Below are 18,198 nucleotides of genomic sequence, written 5' to 3'. Positions count from 1 at the left end.
GTAAGATGATTTTCGAAAGAGGTTCCGATGAAGGGGGATGCAGCGGTTGTCATGGGATTGAAGACGGCGAGCAGCGCTTTCCATTCATCAAAACATGGAGAACCGTGGTCCAGAACGTCGGTACCGATACGCGTGAGTACGATGTCCTCGCCTGGAAAGCCAAGACGGGCGTGCTGAATGGAGCGTACATTCCCTTCGCGACCGCTCCTCTTAAGGAGAAGGATCAGGTTCTTAACATTCTCGCGACCTCGGTGATTGGTTCGATCGCAGAACACCTGGTGGCCGGTGGCGCCCCTTCCACCAACGCACGGGTCGCGACGGCGCCAGATCCGGGGTCGTCGGAGACCCCGGAGTCTCTGGGGTTGGTACGACTACCGCCGACCCTGCAGGATCTGGTAACGGCGTTCGACGCTGTCAGCACTTCGGAAGAGATCAAAAAAGCCAGGCGGAAGGGGGCAGAAAAAGCGTCGCGCAGTCGACTCCCTCAATGGGGCGCCTACGAGGCCCGCGTTCTTCAGGGCATTTGGGCCGCCGCACCTTATCTTCATAACGGCTCGGTTCCTACCCTGGCGGAATTGCTCAAGCCGTCCGCACAGCGCAAATCGCAGTTTAGCATTGGGCGGAAGTACGACATCGAAAACGTTGGTCTTGCGGCCACCCAGGAGCCTCAAAGTGACTCACTATCCGTCACGGATTGTAATGACATCAATTCTGGAAACAGCCGATGCGGCCACGAGTACGGGACGAATTTGAGCGAACAAGACAAAAAGGCGCTGCTCGAATACCTCAAGACGCTGTAACCCGCTGCGTCGTTCGCTCGCCGAGCATTCTCAAGAGGTCGGCACCCAAGGTCGCTTGAGAAAATGAGGCCGTCGGCAAATCCGCCTCTGGAGAAAATCTAGCGAAACTACGAAGCGAGAACTTTTTGTGGACGGGGTGCATTTCTGGGTTGAGTGTGGAAGCGAATTGCATGGCCGTATCGTCTGAGCGAACCTATATCCGGCAGCGTTTGTGCAGTTGCCTAATGCCTAGGGGAATACCATGACACGCTTGTTTGTGCTTCTGCTCTTTGCCGTCATATCGGTATCTGCTCACGCGCAGTTGCCTGTCCCCTCCGCATGGGTGAATCAAAGGGGCTCGCTTCTCTTGATCCAGACGCTAGACCCGTCAACAGGAAATTTCGCGGGAACGTATGTCAACAACGCGACTGGATTTTCGTGCCGGGGACAGCCTTACCCTGTCGCAGGTGTCGTCACCGCAGATAGAATAGATTTCTACGTCAATTGGACGGCACCCGCGGCCCCAGACTGCAAAACAATTACGATTTGGAACGGTCGTGTAGCTGCTAATAAGATTCCAGCTGATTGGACGCTATATTACGTGGGATCGAACTGGCAGTTTCACAAAATGACGGGGCGTGACTTGTTCACGAGGAGGTAGACCAAACTGCTTCAAGTTGTTCCTCCCTTGTCAGGGGAGCGAGCGAGGTCCGTCACTGCGTGTATGCGCCTTCTCCGCCGACGTGATGATGCGCAACGCAAAAGGCGAGATCGGCATTTTCTTCTGCCAGTCGTTGGACAGAGTTCGGAATCTGTCTGTCGTCAGATAATTTGAGACTGATTAGGCTTTTCGAGAAGGGAGGCTCTGGCTTATCAGGGGTAAGAGTTTAAGAGAGCTGGCCCCGGTTGTTTGAACAGAATTTCCGCGTTGATAGGTGGAGCGTCTGCCATGGTTAGGCTGCCATCCGGAGCGGCAGCGAGTTGAAGTAGGCTTGATCCGGAGTGCCGCCGTCAAGGCTCGACTGAGGACTCCGGCTTTTGTAAAAGTCGAGATATCGGCCCATCGAGGCGGGCATCGGACACCGTGTCGTAGGCGCGCAGGTAAACCTCCTCGTATTTGACGCTGCGCCACAGCTGCTCGATGAACATGTTGTCCATCCAGCGCCCGCGACCGTCGATCGAGATCCTGACGCCGGTGGCGGCCAGCGCGCCGGTGAAGGCGGCGCTGGTGAACTGGCTGCCCTGGTCGATATCGAAGATCTCAGGCCGGCCGAAGCGCGCCAAGGCCACTTCGAGCGCTGACACGCAGGACGATGTGTCCGTCGTGTTCGACAGGCGCAAGGCCGAGGTGACCATCGGTCTTCAGCTGTCCGATGATGGGCTCGATGGCGGAGCGGCGGCGCAGCTCGCGCTTGATGACACCGAAGACGCCGCGCTTCTGGCCGGAGATGAAGACGCGACGAGGATTTTGCGCGTCGTGGCCACGGTATCCCTTGTCGACATAGGCCCGCTCGATCGCACAGCCGGTGAGTGTCTCGGTGCGGTCGATGACGTCCCGCAACATGTGACCATCGTACGGGTTATCGGATAGCGCCCTGGCGTGCAGCACGAACAGGCCTCCAGGAGCACGGCGGTTGTTGGTGACGATGGAGGCTTTGACACCGAACTCGTAGGGCGCGGCGGCCTTGCCCTTGCCGATGCACTCGACCTCTGGAGCGTGGAAGGAATAAAGCTTTCAGCCGCGCTGGCGCTGCTACTGCGAGCGGATCTGCGAGGCCCGGCCGACGGCGAAGGCGTTCTCGAGCACGGCCTGACCTTCGATCTGCGGCGGATATCGCGGATGATCCGGCCCAGCCGGCTGCGCAGGATGCGCAACTGCCGCTGATGCCGCTTGAATTGCTTGGCGTGGGCGTAGCGTCCCGCCATCATCGCCGCGGTCTTGGCAATGCGAAGATAGGACTGGCGCAGCTTGACCCCGTGCTTCCTCGCCAGGCCGTTGAGCCCCTTGATTTTCGCGTGCAGCAGCTTGGCATCGATCGGGAAGGTGATGGCCGCCTTCGGTTGCACCGTGGTATCGACCGTGACCCGCTTGAGGTCCTGGCTGCGCAACGCGCCGGCCTGGTGCGCCACCCGCAGGCTCTCGGACAACAGCAGCTCCAGCTTGTCGCCGAGCCGCTTGCGCCAGTGGCTCAGGTCCGAGCGCTCATACGGGAACGCATGCTGAAAGAACTCTTCGCCCGTGAAGTACTGGAAATTCGGGCCGTGGACCCAGCGCTCGCACACCCCCTCATCGGACAGCCTTTGCATACGAGGAGCCTTACAGCTCTAGTTTCTGTGCTCTTCTCCGACGCAAAGTCGAGGAGGCTAGCCTGCGCGAAGCGATATCATCATTGCCGTAGAATTCGCAGAACGGATGGTGAGCATCGCCCGCTGGGGATCGACGAACCTAAAATGGGCTTGCCGGAGAACGGCCCTTGATGCGCGCGACTTTGCGGAGCGAACGACGCGAGCACCGAACTTGCCGCACGATGAGCATTGGATGTCAGCGCGGATCGCACCGCAGAAGCGCTGAGAAGCTCTGCCCCATCGCGTTCCGTCGTCGGCTGCACGCTTGTCATCAGCGCCGCGAGCTGGTCGACATCGATTTCGCGGGCAAAGCTGACTGAAAAAGCAGTTGCTGGCATTTACCTCCCCCAAAGCACATTTGATCGTTAGGCGTCGGCGATGCTCAGGAAACGTTCGAAGAAGCCCAAATGAGGGGACACACCCGCCGAGTCAGGCCGCAATCCCGCGAAGTGTTCTCATGGAGCGCTTCCATTCGATTGCGGGCCAAGCCAAGCTAGGGTTTCTCAAGAGAAAGAGACTATACTCCGGATCGTATCGACGTTTCGAGGCCTCGCTCGGTAGGCGTCCCAATGCCTCGCAACAGAGGTCGATTCCTGGCTTTGTATAATGCTCGATCGCGCGCCATTCCTCAGCTTCATCGTCAGGAACGTTGTCAAGAAATGATAGATCGCTAACGAGCAGGTACCCGTTCAGTAGACTATGAATATATTTGTTATGAATCGGGCAAAGCCATAGGTGATCGTGGATCGGTTGGTCCAAGCCGCACTCGAATTGAAGGAGCGCGGAAATGCGTGATGGGGTGGACGAATGCGACGTACTTTTTGCAAACCGCGCAGGGTTGTCGTTTGCCTCTTACCCATTCTTCAAATTCTGATCGAGCAGCCTTGATCCAGCGGGATCGCCGAGCACGCATTTCCGCGCGCCCCTTCGGGCTGCCCGCGTTTTCCAGAGTGGGGACGATATGTTTGCGCGTCGGCGAATGAGGCGCGCCACACCGTTCTTCATTCGCCACAATGCAGAAGCGCAAAGGGGCCTGTCGACGTAGGGGGACCAACCATGGCCTAAATCCTAGACTACGGCAGGCCTCGTACCGCGCGCGACCGTCCCAAATCAGGCCTTCATAAAGGGCAATTGGGAGATGCTGCCCCTTGGAGCGCATGTTCTCCAATAACAGCTCATAAAAGCGTTCTTCAAGCTTGGGCAGTTGTGCTGCCAGCGGATGGATTTGCAAGTGAGTCATTCGTTGAAGCCACATTGCCATACAGCGGTCGCGAATCGCGATCGGCATGGCGCTCATCTTAAATTCTGCGCCGCAGGTACCCTATGAAGGCGCTGTTGATTGTCGGCGCGGTAGAAGTTAGCGGTCACGTGACTCGGCGCCATTGTCAGAGGGAAGCGCTGTCCCTGCTGCGCGCCGCCAACTTCACCGCCAGCCTTCGCGAGCAGCACAAGCTGGCGGCGGGTATATCGTCTCGGAAAAATCCGCGGCACAACTACTAGAAATGATCGGCGCCTCAGGTCCCTCTCGAAGGGGATTCGCACTCACTTCCTCCCCTCTAGAAGCGTGCGTATGCGCACAGCGATCTTCCGTGCCTCCTCTGGCCCGGGGTCGAGTTTCACGCAATCTAGGATGCCTAAGATTTCCTGGGCGTCCTCAGCATCAAACGTCGCGACCTGGCGATCTGCCAGGCTCAAAGACTGATCGACCGCCCGGGCCTGATTGGCTGCAAGCACCGCAAGCGCTTGCGACCTCAGGGACGCGATGTACCGCTCGAATATGTGCATCCGTTGGCCTGTAGCTACCCTTAACGTACGCTTCACAAGCGCTGGTGGCTAGCCCGTGCCCTGGAGACGGGCTAGCCACCTTTGCTCCCGAGAGGCTCAAACTCTCAAGGGTGCCACCAACTTGTATCGTCGAGAAGTGGCCTGCGCACCTGTCAAATTTGGTGGGATCGCTAAATCTCGTTCGGGGCCTGTTGAAGAATCGCTTTTGCCGCTGCAATCGCCTGATCCTTCTCCTCGCCTCCGAATGAGGCGGATCGAAAGGAAATTGGGTGGTTATGATTTTCGGATGCTGTGGATCGGCCTGATCGACAGCAATAAGTGTCGCGGTAGCATTGATGAGATCAACGTTGATGTTCTGGACCTTGAAAGCCATTTGGACCTTCCCGTTGAGACATCGCCTCTGGTGAAGCCCCGCCGCGCCTGCGTCGTCCACAGTCGAAGTTAGCGGCCACGTGACTCGGCGCCCGTGCATACGAAAAGCGCTGTCCCTACCACGCGCTGCTAACTCCACCGCGCCAGCCTCAAAGCAGCGGAAGAAGCTGACGGTGGGGATCATCCATCGGAAATAGCCGTGGCACAACTATCAGAATCGATCGGCTCCATCTCGTCAGACACGCTCTAAGCCTGTCCGACAGTGTGCAGAGAGAGGAGACACCCGCAGCATGGCAAAACGCGTGCGCATTTCATTGCATAAACAAGGCCGACCGGCGAAGCGCTCATGAGAGAATCAAATACGTTGGCGGGCTGAATTCAGACGGAACGCGATGGAGGCTATCCGTTCAGAAGACTATCCAAGACCTCGAAAGCCGCGAGTGGGAGTACTACGTCGAAGAATCAGGCATCACTGCCGAGGTCATCGTCGCGACCGACGGCCGACACAAGTACATCAAGAAAGGCGTTCGGCCCGCTCACGATCAGCGGCCACCGCACCCGGGCGACGGGCCGGATTGGCGCTCAGCCAAGCCACTGTTGAAGATTTTGTCAGGTGACATTCCTTACACAGACTGAACGACCTTGCGACCCTCAGCCGGTAAGGCAGTGAAGACTGCGGTCGGGGATACATCGATGTCTGTGAGAAAGCAGCTTGGATGCGACTCGGCGCCTTTATCGACCGGGGGCCTTAGGTAACGGCGCTGTCCCTGCCGCATCCGCACTTCCGGGCGAGTCAGAAGCGACGTGAGCCTCCCTCTGGAGAGCAAAGGAAAGCACGGTCACTATCGCGTGCTGCTAGCGGGAAAGCTATCCGAAGTGACCTACCAGGATTGGTGGTCATGAAGACCGAGCGACTAAACGCCGACCAGTGATACGTTGATGCCTGTGTAAAGCAGCTCGGATGCGACTGGCGCCTCTAACGACCGAAGAGCCCTCAGATAAAGGCGCCGTCCCTGCCGCATCCGCACTGCAAGTGAAGTAAGCGGTGGCATGACTCGGCGCATTCCGCTGGAGTAGAAGGCACTGTCCCTATCACGTGCCGCTAACCTCAGGCGATGGTTTAGCGGGCAAGTGGCCTTAAGGGACCTACTAAAGGTCTAAACTTGGAGGACGGGCAGGGAGCCGCGAACAAGCGTTTGCCCACGCGCTCCCTCTAATTTGACTCTCCCGCAACCATCAGCGAATTGAAGGAGCTGGTCTAAACCTAAGCGCGCCTCGTTGATGAACTCGCGATTTTCGGACGGATGCTGCAATACATTTCACTCAAATTTAAACTTTAGCGCGTCGATAAAATCGCAGCAAAATTGAAAGCTCTTCGTGCCTTTTCAGAGGAGATCGAAAAAACGGCCGCGACAATCTACGGCCGCGTGACCGGCGAAAGGCGATTAGCTGATCGATCTTTCGGTCAGATGACAAGCTACGGCTATCGTGTTCCGGCTCGCAGTTTTGGGATTCGCAATCTTTTCGTTTTTAAGGTTGCGCGCACTTGAAGGACTCGGCGACGAACCGTCATTGTGGGTCTCAGCGGTATTCTGATCGCGTCTTGATTTGCCCCAACCCTGACTATGAGTGCGAGCGGGAACGTCTGCACCTCCGATACGGAATGTATGGCGCACCAAATTCCGGCAAACTTGGACGAAGGGAGAAGGCGGATCTTACTGAAACGCCGCCTAATGACTCCGCCTCCTATACAGCAAGTATTTTTTCTCTGCTCCACGCTAGTCCCCTACGACGGCTGAATACTTGTTGAACTAAGCCAGTTCCTGCCATTTCTATCCATCCCCGTCGCCGACCGCTTTTTGCGATTGGCGCTCGACGGGGGGACGATCGTGGCGGGCACTTCACTCCATTCGGAAGCCTTTTCGCGTGGCGCACGCATGCTGCGCACCGCGCTTGGCCCGGCGATCGCGACGTTTCTCGAAGACCCCTCGATCGTCGAGGTGATGCTCAACCCCGATGGCCGGCTCTGGATTGATCGGCTGTCAGGCGGGCTTGAGGATAGCGGACGCACGATGTCCGCCGCCGACGGCGAGCGGATCGTGCGTCTGGTCGCACACTATGTCGGCGCTGAGGTCCATGCGGAGAGGCCGCGCGTCTCGGCCGAGCTTCCCGAGACGGGAGAAAGGTTCGAAGGGCTTCTCCCGCCTGTCGTTGCGGCGCCGGCCTTTGCGATCCGCAAGCCAGCCGTCGCGGTGTTCACTCTCGATGATTACGTCGCCGCCGGCACGATGACGGCTGCTCAGGCCGCGGCGCTGAGAGCTGCGGTCGCCTCGCGCAAGAACATCCTGGTTGCTGGAGGCACGTCGACCGGCAAGACTACCCTCACCAACGCACTGCTCGCCGAAATCGCCGGCACCACAGATCGTGTGGTGCTGATCGAAGACACGCGCGAGCTGCAGTGCCGCGCACCGAATCTCGTCGCGCTACGCACTAAGGACGGCGTCGCGTCGCTTTCTGATTTGGTCCGGTCCTCGCTGCGTTTGCGCCCCGACCGCATTCCGATCGGCGAGGTACGAGGCAGCGAAGCCTTGGAACTCCTCAAAGCCTGGGGAACCGGCCACCCCGGCGGCATCGGTACAATTCACGCTGGGACTGCGCTGGGCGCGCTCCGTCGGCTCGAACAGCTTATCCAGGAAGCCGTCCTCACCGTTCCCAAGGCGCTGATTGCCGAAACGATCGATGTCGTCGCGGTGCTGCGCGGCCGTGGCAGCGAACGCCGCCTTGCTGAACTTGCTCTCGTCGCCGGCCTCGATCCCGCCACTGGCGACTACCGCGTCCAATCCGCCGGGGCGGGCGGCGAAACCTCACTTCCCGGAGATTCATCATGACCCAATTTGCGCGCGTAGTCCTGCGCATTCGCCGTCGCTTCACCGACGTCGCGACCATTGCTTTCATCTCGGTCGCTTTTGCACCGGTGGCGTACGCCTCGGGCTCCTCGATGCCCTGGGAGACGCCGCTGAACCAGATCCTGGAGTCGGTGCAGGGTCCGGTCGCCAAGATCATCTCGGTCATCATCATCACCGTAACCGGCCTGACGCTTGCGTTCGGCGACACCGCGGGCGGCTTCCGCCGGCTGATCCAGATCGTCTTCGGCCTATCGATCGCCTTCGCCGCCTCGAGTTTCTTCCTGACGTTCTTTAGCTTCTCGGGTGGAGCGCTGGTCTAATGGCTGGGCTTGTCGATCCAGAGGTGCCGGGTTTCTTCGCGCCGGTCCACCGCGCGCTCACGGAGCCCATCCTGATGGGCGGCGCTCCGCGCGCGGTGGCGATCGCCAACGGCACGTTGGCGGCCGCCATCGCGCTTGGGCTGCGGCTCTGGCTTCCCGGCGCACTGATCTGGGCCGCGGGCCACGCCGCGGCCGTCTGGGCGGCCAAGCGCGACCCGCAGTTCGTGGACGTCGTTCGCCGTCACCTCCGCTATCCGCCCTACCTCGCCACATGAGGATTCCATGCTGAACCTCACTGAGTATCGCAATCGCCCCGCGAGCCTTCCCGACTTCCTGCCCTGGGCCGCGTTGGTCGAACGCGGTGTGGTCCTCAATAAGGACGGATCATTCCAGCGAACGGCCCGCTTCCGTGGTCCGGATCTCGACAGTGCGACGCCTGCGGAACTGGTCGGTGTGACGGCCCGCCTCAACAATGCGCTCCGCCGTCTCGGCTCAGGCTGGGCGATCTTCGTCGAAGCCCAGCGCAGCGCCGCGCAGACTTATCCCTATAGCGCCTTTCCGGATGCCGCATCGGCACTGGTTGATCTCGAGCGGCGGGACGCTTTCGAAGAGGCCGGTGCGCATTTCGAGAGCCGCTATTTCCTGACCTTCGCCTGGCTTCCGCCAGCCGAAGACGCCTCGCGCATCGAGGGCTGGCTTTATGAGGGCCGTGCGCAGAGCGGCGTCGATCCTTACGAGCTGCTGCGCGGTTTTGTCGATCGGAGCAACCGCGTCCTGCAACTGGTCGAAGGATTCATGCCCGAGGTGGCGTGGCTGGATGACGGCGACACGCTCACCTACCTGCACTCGACCGTCTCGACCCGACAGCAGCGCGTTCGTGTCCCGGAGACGCCGATGCATCTCGATGCGCTGCTCGCCGACGAGCCGCTCGCCGGCGGCCTCGAGCCACGCCTTGGTAGCTACCACCTCCGTACGCTCAGCGTGGTCGGTTTTCCCACCGCAACGCATCCCGGAATCCTCGACGAGCTCAACCGGCTTGCCTTTCCCTACCGCTGGTCGACACGCGCGATCCTCCTCGACAAGACCGAGGCGGTGAAGCTGCTGACCAGGATCCGCCGGCAGTGGTTCGCCAAACGAAAGTCGATCGCCGCCATCGTCAAGGAAGTGATGACAAACGAGGCTTCGACCCTGGTCGATAGCGACGCTGCCAACAAGGCCACTGACGCCGATCTCGCCTTGCAGGAACTCGGTACCGATGATGTCGGCCAGGCCTACGTCACCGCGACCGTCACCGTCTGGGACGAGGATCCCGGCCGTGCCACCGAGAAACTTCGTCTCGTCGAGAAGGTGATCCAGGGACGCGATTTCACCTGCATGCCGGAAGGGGTGAATGCGCTCGAAGCCTGGCTCGGCTCCCTCCCGGGCCACGCCTACGCAAACGTTCGTCAGCCGCCGCTCTCCACATTGAACCTCGCCCACATGATTCCGCTGTCGGCGGTCTGGGCTGGACCAGCGCGGGACGAGCGTTTTCGTGCCGCCCCGCTGTTCTTTGGCAAGACCGAGGGCTCGACGCCGTTCCGCTTTTCGCTGCATGTCGGCGACGTCGGACATACCTTGATCGTCGGCCCGACCGGCGCCGGCAAGTCCGTATTGTTGGCGTTGATGGCGATCCAGTTCCGCCGTTACCGCAAAAGCCAGATCTTTGCCTTCGATTTCGGCGGCTCGATCCGCACCGCGGCGCTCGCCATGGGCGGCGACTGGCACGACCTCGGCGGAAGCCTCTCGAACAGCGCTGATGAATCCGTCTCGCTCCAGCCGCTCGCGCGGATCGGCGATGCGGCGGAGCGCGCCTGGGCTGCCGAATGGGTGACCGCGATCCTCGCCAAGGAAGGCGTCACCATCGACCCGACCGCGAAGGAGCACGTCTGGTCGGCGTTGACCTCATTGGCTTCCTCGCCGGTCGAGGAACGGACGATCACCGGCCTGACCGTCCTGTTGCAATCCACTGCGCTCAAGCAGGCGCTGCAACCCTATTGCGTCGGCGGCCCGTCGGGACGGCTGCTCGATGCCGAGGTTGAACACCTCGGCTTCGCGTCGGTCCAGGCCTTCGAAACCGAGGGTCTGATCGGCGCCGGCGCGTCTCCCGCCGTCCTCACCTACCTCTTCCATCGCATCGAAGGACGGCTCGACGGCCGGCCAACGCTCCTCATCATCGACGAGGGTTGGCTCGTCCTCGACGATCCCGCCTTCGCCCAGCAGCTTCGCGAATGGCTGAAGACGCTGCGGAAGAAGAACGCCTCCGTCGTCTTCGCCACGCAATCGCTCTCCGACATCGACGGCAGCAACATCGCACCCGCGATCGTCGAGAGCTGCCCGACGCGCATCTTCCTGCCGAACGAGCGCGCCATCGAGCCCCAACTCACGGCAATCTATCGGCGCTTCGGTCTGAACGATCGCCAGATCGAGATCATCGCGCGAGCGACTCCAAAGCGGGATTACTACTGCCAATCGCGCCGCGGCAACCGGCTGTTCGAGCTCGGTCTTGGGCCGATTGCGCTTGCCTTCTGCGCGGCCTCCTCAAAGGCGGATCATGCCGCAATCGAGCGTGTGCTTGCCGAGCATGGCCGCGAGAACTTTACGCCGGCGTGGCTCGCCGATCACGAGCTGCTTTGGGCCGCCGATCTCATCCCCGACCTGACAAACCTTGAGGTGCAATCATGACCATCCGCAAGACGCGCCATAGCTTAATGGCCGCGGCCGCCGTGTCGCTTGTGCTCTCGATCTCGCCGCTTTTGACGACGCGGACGTCTGCGCAGGTGATCGTCTACGACCCCAGCAACTTCAGCCAGAACGTGCTGACCGCGGCGCGCGAGCTGCAGCAGATCAACAATCAGATCCAGATGCTGACCAACCAGGCCCAGAGCCTTGTGAATCAGGGAAAGAACCTCGCGAGCCTGCCGATGTCGACGCTGGCCCAGCTCCAGTCGACGATCGCTCGGACCCAATCGCTTCTGAGCCAGGCGCAAAATATCGCCTTCAATGTTCAGGGTATCCAGACCGCCTATTCCAGCAGCTACGGTACCGCTCCGGTCACAGGCTCTAATGCGACGCTGTTCGCCGCTGCCCAAACGCGTTGGCAGAACTCGGTCGGCGCTTTCGAGGACTCCCTGAAGGTCCAGGCCGGCGTCGTAAGCAATATCTCGACCAGCTCCAACGCGATGACGTCACTGGTCACCGCCAGCCAGTCCGCAAGTGGCGCGCTGCAGGCCGCTCAAGCCGGTAACCAGCTCCTCGCGCTGCAATCCCAGCAGCTTTCTGACCTTGTCGCAGTTCTCGCCGCGAAGGGACGAGCGGACGCGCTGGAGCAGGCGCGCGTGACGGCGACCGAGTCCCAAGGGCAGCAGCAATACAAGATCTTCTCGACGCGAACCGGCTACCAGCCCGGCACCGTCACCATGTTCCACGGCAACTAAAGGCGTGGGACTATGGAGCGCTCAGATATTTTACGCGCCGTTGCGATGGTCATTCTGATGGCCGTCTTCGTGGCCACGCTGTCCTACATCCATCGGTCCCCTGCGCCGCGGACTTTATCTGACGTTCCCGCCGTGTCCACACCCGATGATCTGTCGGTCGAGCTGCGCCGCTGCCGCGCGCTCGGACCCCAGGATGCCGAAGATCCGCACTGCCAGGCGGTCTGGGAGGAGAACCGCGCGCGCTTCTTCGGCAGGCCGGCGCGGCCACTTCTGCCGCAGGCCGCGTCGGCCACTCCGTCGACGACCAACGTGAAGTAGGGAGGCCAGCGATGAACAATGTCGGTGTCATCGACACCTTTCTCAACACCTTCACCACCTATATCGATTCCGGCTTCGGCCTGGTCAAAGGCGAGGTCACCTATCTCGCCTCGACGCTGATCGTGGTCGACATCACCTTGGCAGGTGTATTCTGGGCGTGGGGCGCAGACGAAGACATTCTCCAGCGGCTGGTGAAGAAGACCCTGTATATCGGATTCTTCGCCTTCATCATCACGAACTTCAACAATCTCTCCGGCGTCATCTTCAATAGCTTCGCCGGCCTTGGCCTGAAGGCCGGCGGCTCGTCGATCTCGACGGCGGACTTCCTGCGGCCTGGCCGGCTCGCGCAGGTCGGCTTGGATGCCGGGCAGCCGCTGCTGGACGAAGCAAGCCAGATGATGGGCTTCACCAGCTTCTTTGCGAATTTCGTTCAGATCGCGGTGCTGATGGTATCCTGGCTATTGGTGCTGATCGCCTTTTTCATCCTGGCGGTGCAGCTGTTCGTCACGCTGATCGAGTTCAAGCTCACGACGCTCGCCGGCTTCATCCTGATTCCGTTCGCACTGTTCAACAAGACCGCCTTTCTCGCGGAGAAGGTGCTGGGCAATGTCGTCGCATCCGGTGTGAAGGTGATGGTGCTCGCTGTCATCGTCGGCATCGGCACCGGGCTCTTCTCCCAGTTCACGTCAGCCTATGGCGGCGGCCAGCCGACGATCGAGCAGGCGCTCTCTGTCGTGCTCGCGGCGCTCGCCATGCTCGGCGTTGGTATCTTCGGACCAGGCATCGCATCCGGTCTGGTGTCTGGAGCGCCGCAGCTTGGTGCGGGCGCAGTGGTCGGAACTGGCCTTGCCGTCGGCGGCACGGCGATGGCGGGGGGCGCGGCGCTTGGGCTGGCCGGAACGGGAGCTATGGCAGCAGCGTCCGGCAGTGCCGCGGCTGCGCGTGGTGGTGCGGCGATGGCGGGCGGTATGTCCTCCGCCTACAGCCTCGCATCAGCCGGCCAGTCCGGTGCTGGCGGCGTCGCCTCCGGTCTCGGCGGTGCCGGCCGCGTGGCTGCCAGCGCGGTGGCAGCTCCCGTCAGGCGTGCCGCTGCGCAAGCAGCCGGGTCAATGACCGAAAGCTTCGCATCTGGCGCCCGGTCAGGGGTCGCGAATACCGGCGGCTCCTCGACCATGGGGACCATTGAGCGCGGTGAGGCCGCAAACGATGGACCCGCATCTCAAGCAGCGAGCGGGAGCGCTCCGCCCGCCTGGGCCCAGCGCGTCAAGCGCAATCAGGCGGTCATTCACGGCGCGCAGACCGCCGCACAAGCACTCAAATCGGGCGACAGCCATGGCGGCGGCCATTCCGTCGAGCTATCAGGGGGAGAATAACCAATGTCAGTTTTTCGGCGATCGTCGGTCCGCTACGGCCGTACGCCCGAACCCGAAACCCCTTATCAGCGCGCGGCCCAGGTTTGGGACGAACGCATTGGCTCGGCGCGGGTGCAGGCGAAGAACTGGCGGCTGATGGCCTTCGGTTCGCTGATCCTCAGCTGCGGTCTCGCCGGCGGGCTCGTCTGGCAATCCACCCATGGCACCGTCGTTCCCTGGGTGGTGCAAGTCGACAAGCTCGGCGAGGCACAAGCGGTAGCGCCCGCTGTGGCGGACTATAGACCGAACGACCCGCAGATTGCCTGGTATCTCGCCCACTTCGTCGGGATGGTGCGCTCGCTCCCGGCCGATCCAATCATCGTCCGGCAGAACTGGCTGAAGGCGTACGATTTTACGACCACTGCTGGTGCGATGGCGTTGAATGACTACGCCCGCGCCAATGACCCATTCGCCAGTCTCGGCAAGCAGCAGGTCGCAATCGACGTCTCCAGCGTCATCCGCGCATCGCCCGACAGTTTTCGCGTGGCGTGGGTGGAGCACCGCTATCAGGACGGAGCGCTCGCCGGCACCACACGTTGGACCGCCATCCTCACCATCGCGATTCAGCCACCCACCGATGCCGATCGTCTGCGCAAGAATCCGCTCGGCATCTACGTCAACGCCATCAACTGGTCGAAGGAGCTGGGACAATGAACCCACCGATCTCGTTAAGCGCGCGCCGTCCGGCTTCGCGTCTCCTCATCGTTCAGCAAAGCCCGAAATGCGACGATACGCGCTTCCGTAAATCCGCCATCGCGGCTTTGCTGATGTCCGTCTCTGCCCTTGGTGGCTGCGCGCACAATTTCATCCCGCCCGACATCAACTACGACACCGCGGAGCCGGCAGCGCTCACCGCCGATCCGCCGGCGCCCGTCAAGATCGTGGAATTGCCAAAGCCTCTTCCGCTACCCGGGCAGTTGAAACCGCTCACCGCGGCCAAGCGCGTCCCGGAAGCCGCTGATCCCAAGGTGCGCGTGAAACAGGCCAACGCCGCGGCACGGGTACAGCCAGTCCGCACCGGCTTCATCAACGCGGTCCAGGTCTATCCGTTCTCGGGCGGCGCCCTCTATCAGGTCTATACGGCGCCCGGCCAGATCACCGATGTCGCCCTGCAGGAGGGCGAGCGGCTCACAGGCTCCGGTCCGGTCGCCGCCGGCGACACCGTGCGCTGGATCATTGGCGATACCGAGAGCGGGGCGGGGGCGACCAGGAAGATCCACATCCTTATCAAGCCGACGCGGCCGGAGTTGGTCACCAATCTCGTCATCAACACCGACCGGCGAACCTATCTCCTCGAGCTGCGCTCGACGGAGAAGACCTACATGGCCTCGGTCTCCTGGCAATATCCCGAGGACCAGCTCATCGCACTTCGGCAGCAGAATGCAACGGCTGAGGCTGCCGCGCCGATCGCGGCCAGCGTTGATCTTGGCTCAATCAACTTCCGCTACGCGATCGAGGGCGATGATCCGGCCTGGCGTCCGCTGCGCGCCTTCGACGACGGAAACAAGGTCTACATCGAATTCCCCAGCGGCATCGTCCAGGGCGAAATGCCGCCCCTGTTCGTGATCGGTCCGGCCGGCGGCTCCGAGCTGGTCAACTATCGCGCGAACCGCAACTACTACATCGTCGATCGTCTGTTCGCCGCCGCCGAATTGCGTCTCGGTGACAAGGACAGCGAGCGGCGCGTGCGTATTGTCCGCACCGACGGAAGGCCGCGCGCATGGCGATAAGCGGCGACGATGAACATCAAAGCGACATCCCACCCGTCGCGCCGCCGGATCTTCGACTCCGCGGCGAACGGCCACCTGTCACACGCCTCTCGCGCAAGATCCTGATCGGTCTCGGCGCGGTGTCGGCGCTCGCAGTCGCGGGAGCGCTTGGCTACGCCCTTCAAACGCGCAATAAGCCGCAGTCCGGCCAGGAATTGCTCAGCACCCAGAACAGCCCTTCGGCCGAGGGCCTCGCCGCGCTACCGAACGACTATACCGGCCTGCCACGTCAGGCGCCGCTGCTTGGACCGCCGCTGCCCGGCGATCTCGGAAAGCCGATCCTCAACGCGGGGGCTGCGCCGAAGACCGTGGTCCCCGGAACGACGTCCGATCCGGAGGCGCAGCACAGAGCACAGGAGATCGAAGCGGCGCGCGTCAGCCGGCTCTTTGCCCAGACCGTTCAGCAACCGCAGAGCGTCGGTCAACTCATCCCGAATGCTGCGACCGGAGAGGCGACGACCCCGGCCACGACACCTCCCGTCGATGCCGGATCCGCCCAGAACATGCAGGACCGCAAGACAGCCTTTCTCAACGCTGCGACAGACAAGCGCACGGTCAGTCCAGACCGGCTCGAACCCAAAGCCTCGCCTTATGTCGTGCAGGCCGGCACGGTGATCCCCGCTGCGCTCATCACGGGTATCCGCTCCGATCTGCCCGGCCAAGTCACCGCCGCGGTCACGGCGGCGGTCTGGGACAGCCCGTCCGGCAAATATCTTCTTATCCCGCAGGGCGCGAAGCTGATCGGCCAGTACGATAGTTCCGTGGCGTTCGGCCAGAGCCGCATCCTCCTGGTCTGGACCCGCATCATCATGCCCGACGGCACCTCGATCGTGCTTGAGCGTCAGCCCGGCGCTGACACCGGTGGTTATGCCGGGCTCGAGGACGAGGTCGACAATCATTGGGGCATGCTGTTCAAGGCCGCCGTTCTCTCGACCATGCTCGGCGTCGGAGCCGAGGCCGGCACGAGCCAGAACGAGAACAATCTCGTTCAGGCAATCCGCACCGGTGCGTCCAACAGCATCAGCCAGACCGGGCAGCAAATCGTACAGCGCCAGCTCAACATCCAGCCGACGCTGACCATCCGGCCAGGTTTCCCGGTCCGCGTGATCGTCACGCGCGACCTGGTGCTGGCGCCCTACGGCAAGGGAGGAAGAGCATGACGAAGCTCAAGCTTGGGCCACTTGAAGACGACAAGCCGGTAAAGCTCACGATCGAGCTGCCGGCGGCGGTTTTCAGGGATCTCAAAAGCTACGCCGAGATTCTGGCGCGTAGCGGAGGCGCGACGACGACGACCGAGCCAGCCAAATTGATCGCACCGATGATCGAGCGTTTCATGGCGACCGACCGCGCCTTTGCGAAGGCTCGGCGAAGTGCTGCTCAACTCTCCCCCGGGTCGGCGGAAAGATCTGGATAGCGTTCACGAATCAAGTCGAGAAACGGACGTACTAATGGATTGCCGTTGGACTGCCGCCAATAGACACGGAAGCTAAGCCGCGTCGGTCCCTCGGCATCATGCACCTCCCGGAAGGTGACACCGGGATAAGTCGCGCCAGTCGCACTTTCCAGCGCGAGGAGAATACCGAAGTCCATGCCCACCAGGGAGAGAAGCCGGTCGAGCCCCACGTCATGGCGAAACAGCTTGCAAGGATCGGAAGATCCTAATTTGCTGATGAGAAGCTTGAGGAGTTCCGGTCCGGGGCCACGCTGTGACATCAAAAGGGCTTCGCGCCGCAGTTCGCCCCAGTGAACTACGTCATGACTTGCCAGAGGATGTTTCGCAGGGAGTGCTGCAACAACACGTTCGCTCCAGAGCACCAATGACTTGCCGCTCCAATTCGGATTGGGATCTGCCACGACAGCGACATCGATGGCTGAGCTGGCGAGATCCGAAATGAGATGCTCGCTCGCTCCGCCGACAAACTGTCTATCGACATCGGGAAAGCGGTGCCTGTGCTCGAGGAGGGTGGCTCGGAGATTGCCGGCTGACAGGGAGGTGTGGATCCCTATGGTCAACCGACCGCTTTCGCGACGCGAGCGGCTCTTGAGGCGAGCGGCCATTGCTTCAGCTTCGCCTACGATGCGCCGGGCATCCTCGAGAAATTCTCGACCTTCCATCGTTGGTCGCGTACCTCCGTTGGTGCGCTCGAATAGTTTGCTGCCTAACGTGTGTTCGAGACTTCGGAGGCAGCGACTGAGCGTCGACTGCTTGATTCTAAGCGTCTCTGCCGCTTGACGGATGCTTCGATGCTGGGACGCAGCAATCGCCCAGCGTAGATCTCGAAATTCCACAGCCACGCTCGAAACCCTATGGTGAGTTGTGGGACCAAGTGTTTTCTTGCCCCTCCATAAATTGTGTTGCGTCAGCTCCTACGACTTCGGCCGGAATACGTTTTTCAGCACCGAGGTTATTTCAAACGTTAGGATGGTGATGGAAAAAACAACTACAGGCTACTCACCGGCTATTTCGGTTCTCTTTCTCTTCCGCTTTTGCGTCCGTTGGGTCAGAGGACAGTCAAAGAGCACAGTGAGCAGGTGGCTGAAGGACGCGATCCGCGGCTTTCATTCGTACGCTCGGCAGTCTTAGGCCGAGCAGCAAGGGCCCGTTTATCGCCCGGTCGATCCTTCCGGCAACGTTCGGCATGGGGATTGGGTTGGTAGGCGATACTAAGGGGAGGGCCTCGATCCTGCGGCGAATTTCGCCAATGATCCGGCCCAGCC

18 protein-coding genes and 2 pseudogenes are annotated in these 18,198 nt (G+C 61.4%); 15 read left to right on the top strand and 5 right to left on the bottom strand.

All coding sequences use genetic code 11. The features are described 5' to 3' along the window. On the top strand, positions 1-800 hold an 800-nt coding region (locus tag XI03_RS05455; RefSeq protein ID WP_271591564.1), incomplete at its 5' end, for a di-heme-cytochrome C peroxidase. A gap of 241 nt (positions 801-1,041) precedes the next feature. Beyond that, the gene (locus XI03_RS40475) at positions 1,042-1,440 is read left to right on the top strand and encodes an avidin/streptavidin family protein (protein WP_442869698.1); all 399 of its coding nucleotides are present in this window, start codon (positions 1,042-1,044) and stop codon (positions 1,438-1,440) included. A 292-nt stretch (positions 1,441-1,732) separates the two neighbouring features. Here the strand turns inward: XI03_RS40475 and XI03_RS05450 are convergent. The 4 genes and pseudogenes from XI03_RS05450 to XI03_RS05435 all read right to left on the bottom strand — a co-directional run. Continuing rightward, positions 1,733-2,117 (bottom strand): annotated as a pseudogene (locus XI03_RS05450) (transposase); the annotation flags it as partial. Positions 2,118-2,121: 4 nt separating this feature from the next. Next, a pseudogene (locus tag XI03_RS05445) lies at positions 2,122-3,077 on the bottom strand (IS5 family transposase); the annotation flags it as partial. An 89-nt stretch (positions 3,078-3,166) separates the two neighbouring features. Beyond that, positions 3,167-3,463: a hypothetical protein gene (locus XI03_RS05440; RefSeq protein ID WP_271591563.1), complete on the bottom strand. Its 297-nt coding sequence runs from the start codon at positions 3,461-3,463 to the stop codon at positions 3,167-3,169. A gap of 374 nt (positions 3,464-3,837) precedes the next feature. Beyond that, positions 3,838-4,413, bottom strand: coding sequence for a hypothetical protein (locus XI03_RS05435; RefSeq protein WP_271591562.1), 576 nt, complete (start codon positions 4,411-4,413; stop codon positions 3,838-3,840). Positions 4,414-4,448: 35 nt separating this feature from the next. Between XI03_RS05435 and XI03_RS05430 the strand changes: the two genes are divergently transcribed. The 13 genes from XI03_RS05430 to XI03_RS05370 all read left to right on the top strand — a co-directional run bounded on the left by XI03_RS05430 (position 4,449) and on the right by XI03_RS05370 (position 16,894). Beyond that, entirely contained in the window at positions 4,449-4,625 is a 177-nt protein-coding gene (locus XI03_RS05430; protein ID WP_271591561.1) for a hypothetical protein, read from the top strand. A gap of 921 nt (positions 4,626-5,546) precedes the next feature. Continuing rightward, the gene (locus XI03_RS05425) at positions 5,547-5,918 is read left to right on the top strand and encodes a DUF3892 domain-containing protein (RefSeq protein ID WP_271591560.1); all 372 of its coding nucleotides are present in this window, start codon (positions 5,547-5,549) and stop codon (positions 5,916-5,918) included. A gap of 1,253 nt (positions 5,919-7,171) precedes the next feature. Continuing rightward, positions 7,172-8,170, top strand: a complete 999-nt coding sequence (gene trbB, locus XI03_RS05420) for a P-type conjugative transfer ATPase TrbB (protein ID WP_271591559.1) — start codon at positions 7,172-7,174, stop codon at positions 8,168-8,170. Beyond that, positions 8,167-8,508 carry a TrbC/VirB2 family protein gene (locus XI03_RS05415; RefSeq protein WP_271591558.1) on the top strand — a complete coding sequence of 114 codons (342 nt, stop codon included), beginning with the start codon at positions 8,167-8,169 and terminating at the stop codon, positions 8,506-8,508. Before trbB ends, XI03_RS05415 begins: the two co-directional genes overlap by 4 nt. After that, positions 8,508-8,783 carry a VirB3 family type IV secretion system protein gene (locus tag XI03_RS05410; protein WP_271591557.1) on the top strand — a complete coding sequence of 92 codons (276 nt, stop codon included), beginning with the start codon at positions 8,508-8,510 and terminating at the stop codon, positions 8,781-8,783. The genes XI03_RS05415 and XI03_RS05410 overlap by 1 nt, the downstream gene beginning before the upstream one ends. Before the next feature lie 7 nt (positions 8,784-8,790). After that, on the top strand, positions 8,791-11,229 hold the full coding sequence (gene trbE, locus XI03_RS05405; protein ID WP_271591556.1) for a conjugal transfer protein TrbE: 2,439 nt from the start codon (positions 8,791-8,793) through the stop codon (positions 11,227-11,229). Next, positions 11,226-11,981 (top strand): P-type conjugative transfer protein TrbJ, encoded by a 756-nt coding sequence (trbJ, locus tag XI03_RS05400; protein ID WP_271591555.1) that lies wholly within the window; start codon positions 11,226-11,228, stop codon positions 11,979-11,981. Before trbE ends, trbJ begins: the two co-directional genes overlap by 4 nt. A 12-nt stretch (positions 11,982-11,993) precedes the next feature. Next, positions 11,994-12,299 carry a putative entry exclusion protein TrbK-alt gene (trbK-alt, locus tag XI03_RS05395; protein WP_271591554.1) on the top strand — a complete coding sequence of 102 codons (306 nt, stop codon included), beginning with the start codon at positions 11,994-11,996 and terminating at the stop codon, positions 12,297-12,299. 11 nt (positions 12,300-12,310) lie between these two features. Continuing rightward, positions 12,311-13,672, top strand: a complete 1,362-nt coding sequence (trbL, locus tag XI03_RS05390) for a P-type conjugative transfer protein TrbL (RefSeq protein ID WP_271591553.1) — start codon at positions 12,311-12,313, stop codon at positions 13,670-13,672. 3 nt (positions 13,673-13,675) lie between these two features. Continuing rightward, on the top strand, positions 13,676-14,365 hold the full coding sequence (gene trbF / locus XI03_RS05385) for a conjugal transfer protein TrbF (protein WP_271591552.1): 690 nt from the start codon (positions 13,676-13,678) through the stop codon (positions 14,363-14,365). Then, the gene (gene trbG / locus XI03_RS05380) at positions 14,362-15,441 is read left to right on the top strand and encodes a P-type conjugative transfer protein TrbG (protein WP_271591551.1); all 1,080 of its coding nucleotides are present in this window, start codon (positions 14,362-14,364) and stop codon (positions 15,439-15,441) included. The genes trbF and trbG overlap by 4 nt, the downstream gene beginning before the upstream one ends. Next, complete coding sequence (locus XI03_RS05375; protein ID WP_271591550.1) at positions 15,432-16,640, top strand: TrbI/VirB10 family protein; 1,209 nt, start codon at positions 15,432-15,434, stop codon at positions 16,638-16,640. The genes trbG and XI03_RS05375 overlap by 10 nt, the downstream gene beginning before the upstream one ends. Further along, positions 16,637-16,894, top strand: coding sequence for a DUF2274 domain-containing protein (locus tag XI03_RS05370; protein ID WP_271591549.1), 258 nt, complete (start codon positions 16,637-16,639; stop codon positions 16,892-16,894). Before XI03_RS05375 ends, XI03_RS05370 begins: the two co-directional genes overlap by 4 nt. On the opposite strand, the gene XI03_RS05365 is transcribed toward XI03_RS05370, so the two are convergent. Beyond that, positions 16,858-17,769, bottom strand: coding sequence for a LysR family transcriptional regulator (locus XI03_RS05365; protein ID WP_271591565.1), 912 nt, complete (start codon positions 17,767-17,769; stop codon positions 16,858-16,860). The genes XI03_RS05370 and XI03_RS05365 overlap by 37 nt on opposite strands. Between the last annotated feature and the right edge of the window lie 429 nt (positions 17,770-18,198).

This window comes from Bradyrhizobium sp. CCBAU 65884, from assembly GCF_028128835.1.
In the GTDB taxonomy this organism is placed as follows: domain Bacteria; phylum Pseudomonadota; class Alphaproteobacteria; order Rhizobiales; family Xanthobacteraceae; genus Bradyrhizobium; species Bradyrhizobium ottawaense.
The sequence above is the reverse complement of the archived record's forward strand: the minus strand, read 5'-3'. Positions and strand labels throughout refer to the sequence as shown.

Coding starts and splice junctions, on each gene's coding strand:
- trbK-alt (WP_271591554.1), top strand. CDS start 11,994: ATGGAGCGCTCAGATATTTTACGCGCCGTTGCGATGGTCATTCTGATG.
- trbG (WP_271591551.1), top strand. CDS start 14,362: ATGAACCCACCGATCTCGTTAAGCGCGCGCCGTCCGGCTTCGCGTCTC.
- trbF (WP_271591552.1), top strand. CDS start 13,676: ATGTCAGTTTTTCGGCGATCGTCGGTCCGCTACGGCCGTACGCCCGAA.
- trbJ (WP_271591555.1), top strand. CDS start 11,226: ATGACCATCCGCAAGACGCGCCATAGCTTAATGGCCGCGGCCGCCGTG.
- XI03_RS05415 (WP_271591558.1), top strand. CDS start 8,167: ATGACCCAATTTGCGCGCGTAGTCCTGCGCATTCGCCGTCGCTTCACC.
- trbL (WP_271591553.1), top strand. CDS start 12,311: ATGAACAATGTCGGTGTCATCGACACCTTTCTCAACACCTTCACCACC.
- XI03_RS05440 (WP_271591563.1), bottom strand. CDS start 3,463: ATGCCAGCAACTGCTTTTTCAGTCAGCTTTGCCCGCGAAATCGATGTC.
- XI03_RS05430 (WP_271591561.1), top strand. CDS start 4,449: ATGAAGGCGCTGTTGATTGTCGGCGCGGTAGAAGTTAGCGGTCACGTG.
- XI03_RS40475 (WP_442869698.1), top strand. CDS start 1,042: ATGACACGCTTGTTTGTGCTTCTGCTCTTTGCCGTCATATCGGTATCT.
- XI03_RS05410 (WP_271591557.1), top strand. CDS start 8,508: ATGGCTGGGCTTGTCGATCCAGAGGTGCCGGGTTTCTTCGCGCCGGTC.
- XI03_RS05370 (WP_271591549.1), top strand. CDS start 16,637: ATGACGAAGCTCAAGCTTGGGCCACTTGAAGACGACAAGCCGGTAAAG.
- XI03_RS05435 (WP_271591562.1), bottom strand. CDS start 4,413: ATGCCGATCGCGATTCGCGACCGCTGTATGGCAATGTGGCTTCAACGA.
- XI03_RS05375 (WP_271591550.1), top strand. CDS start 15,432: ATGGCGATAAGCGGCGACGATGAACATCAAAGCGACATCCCACCCGTC.
- trbE (WP_271591556.1), top strand. CDS start 8,791: ATGCTGAACCTCACTGAGTATCGCAATCGCCCCGCGAGCCTTCCCGAC.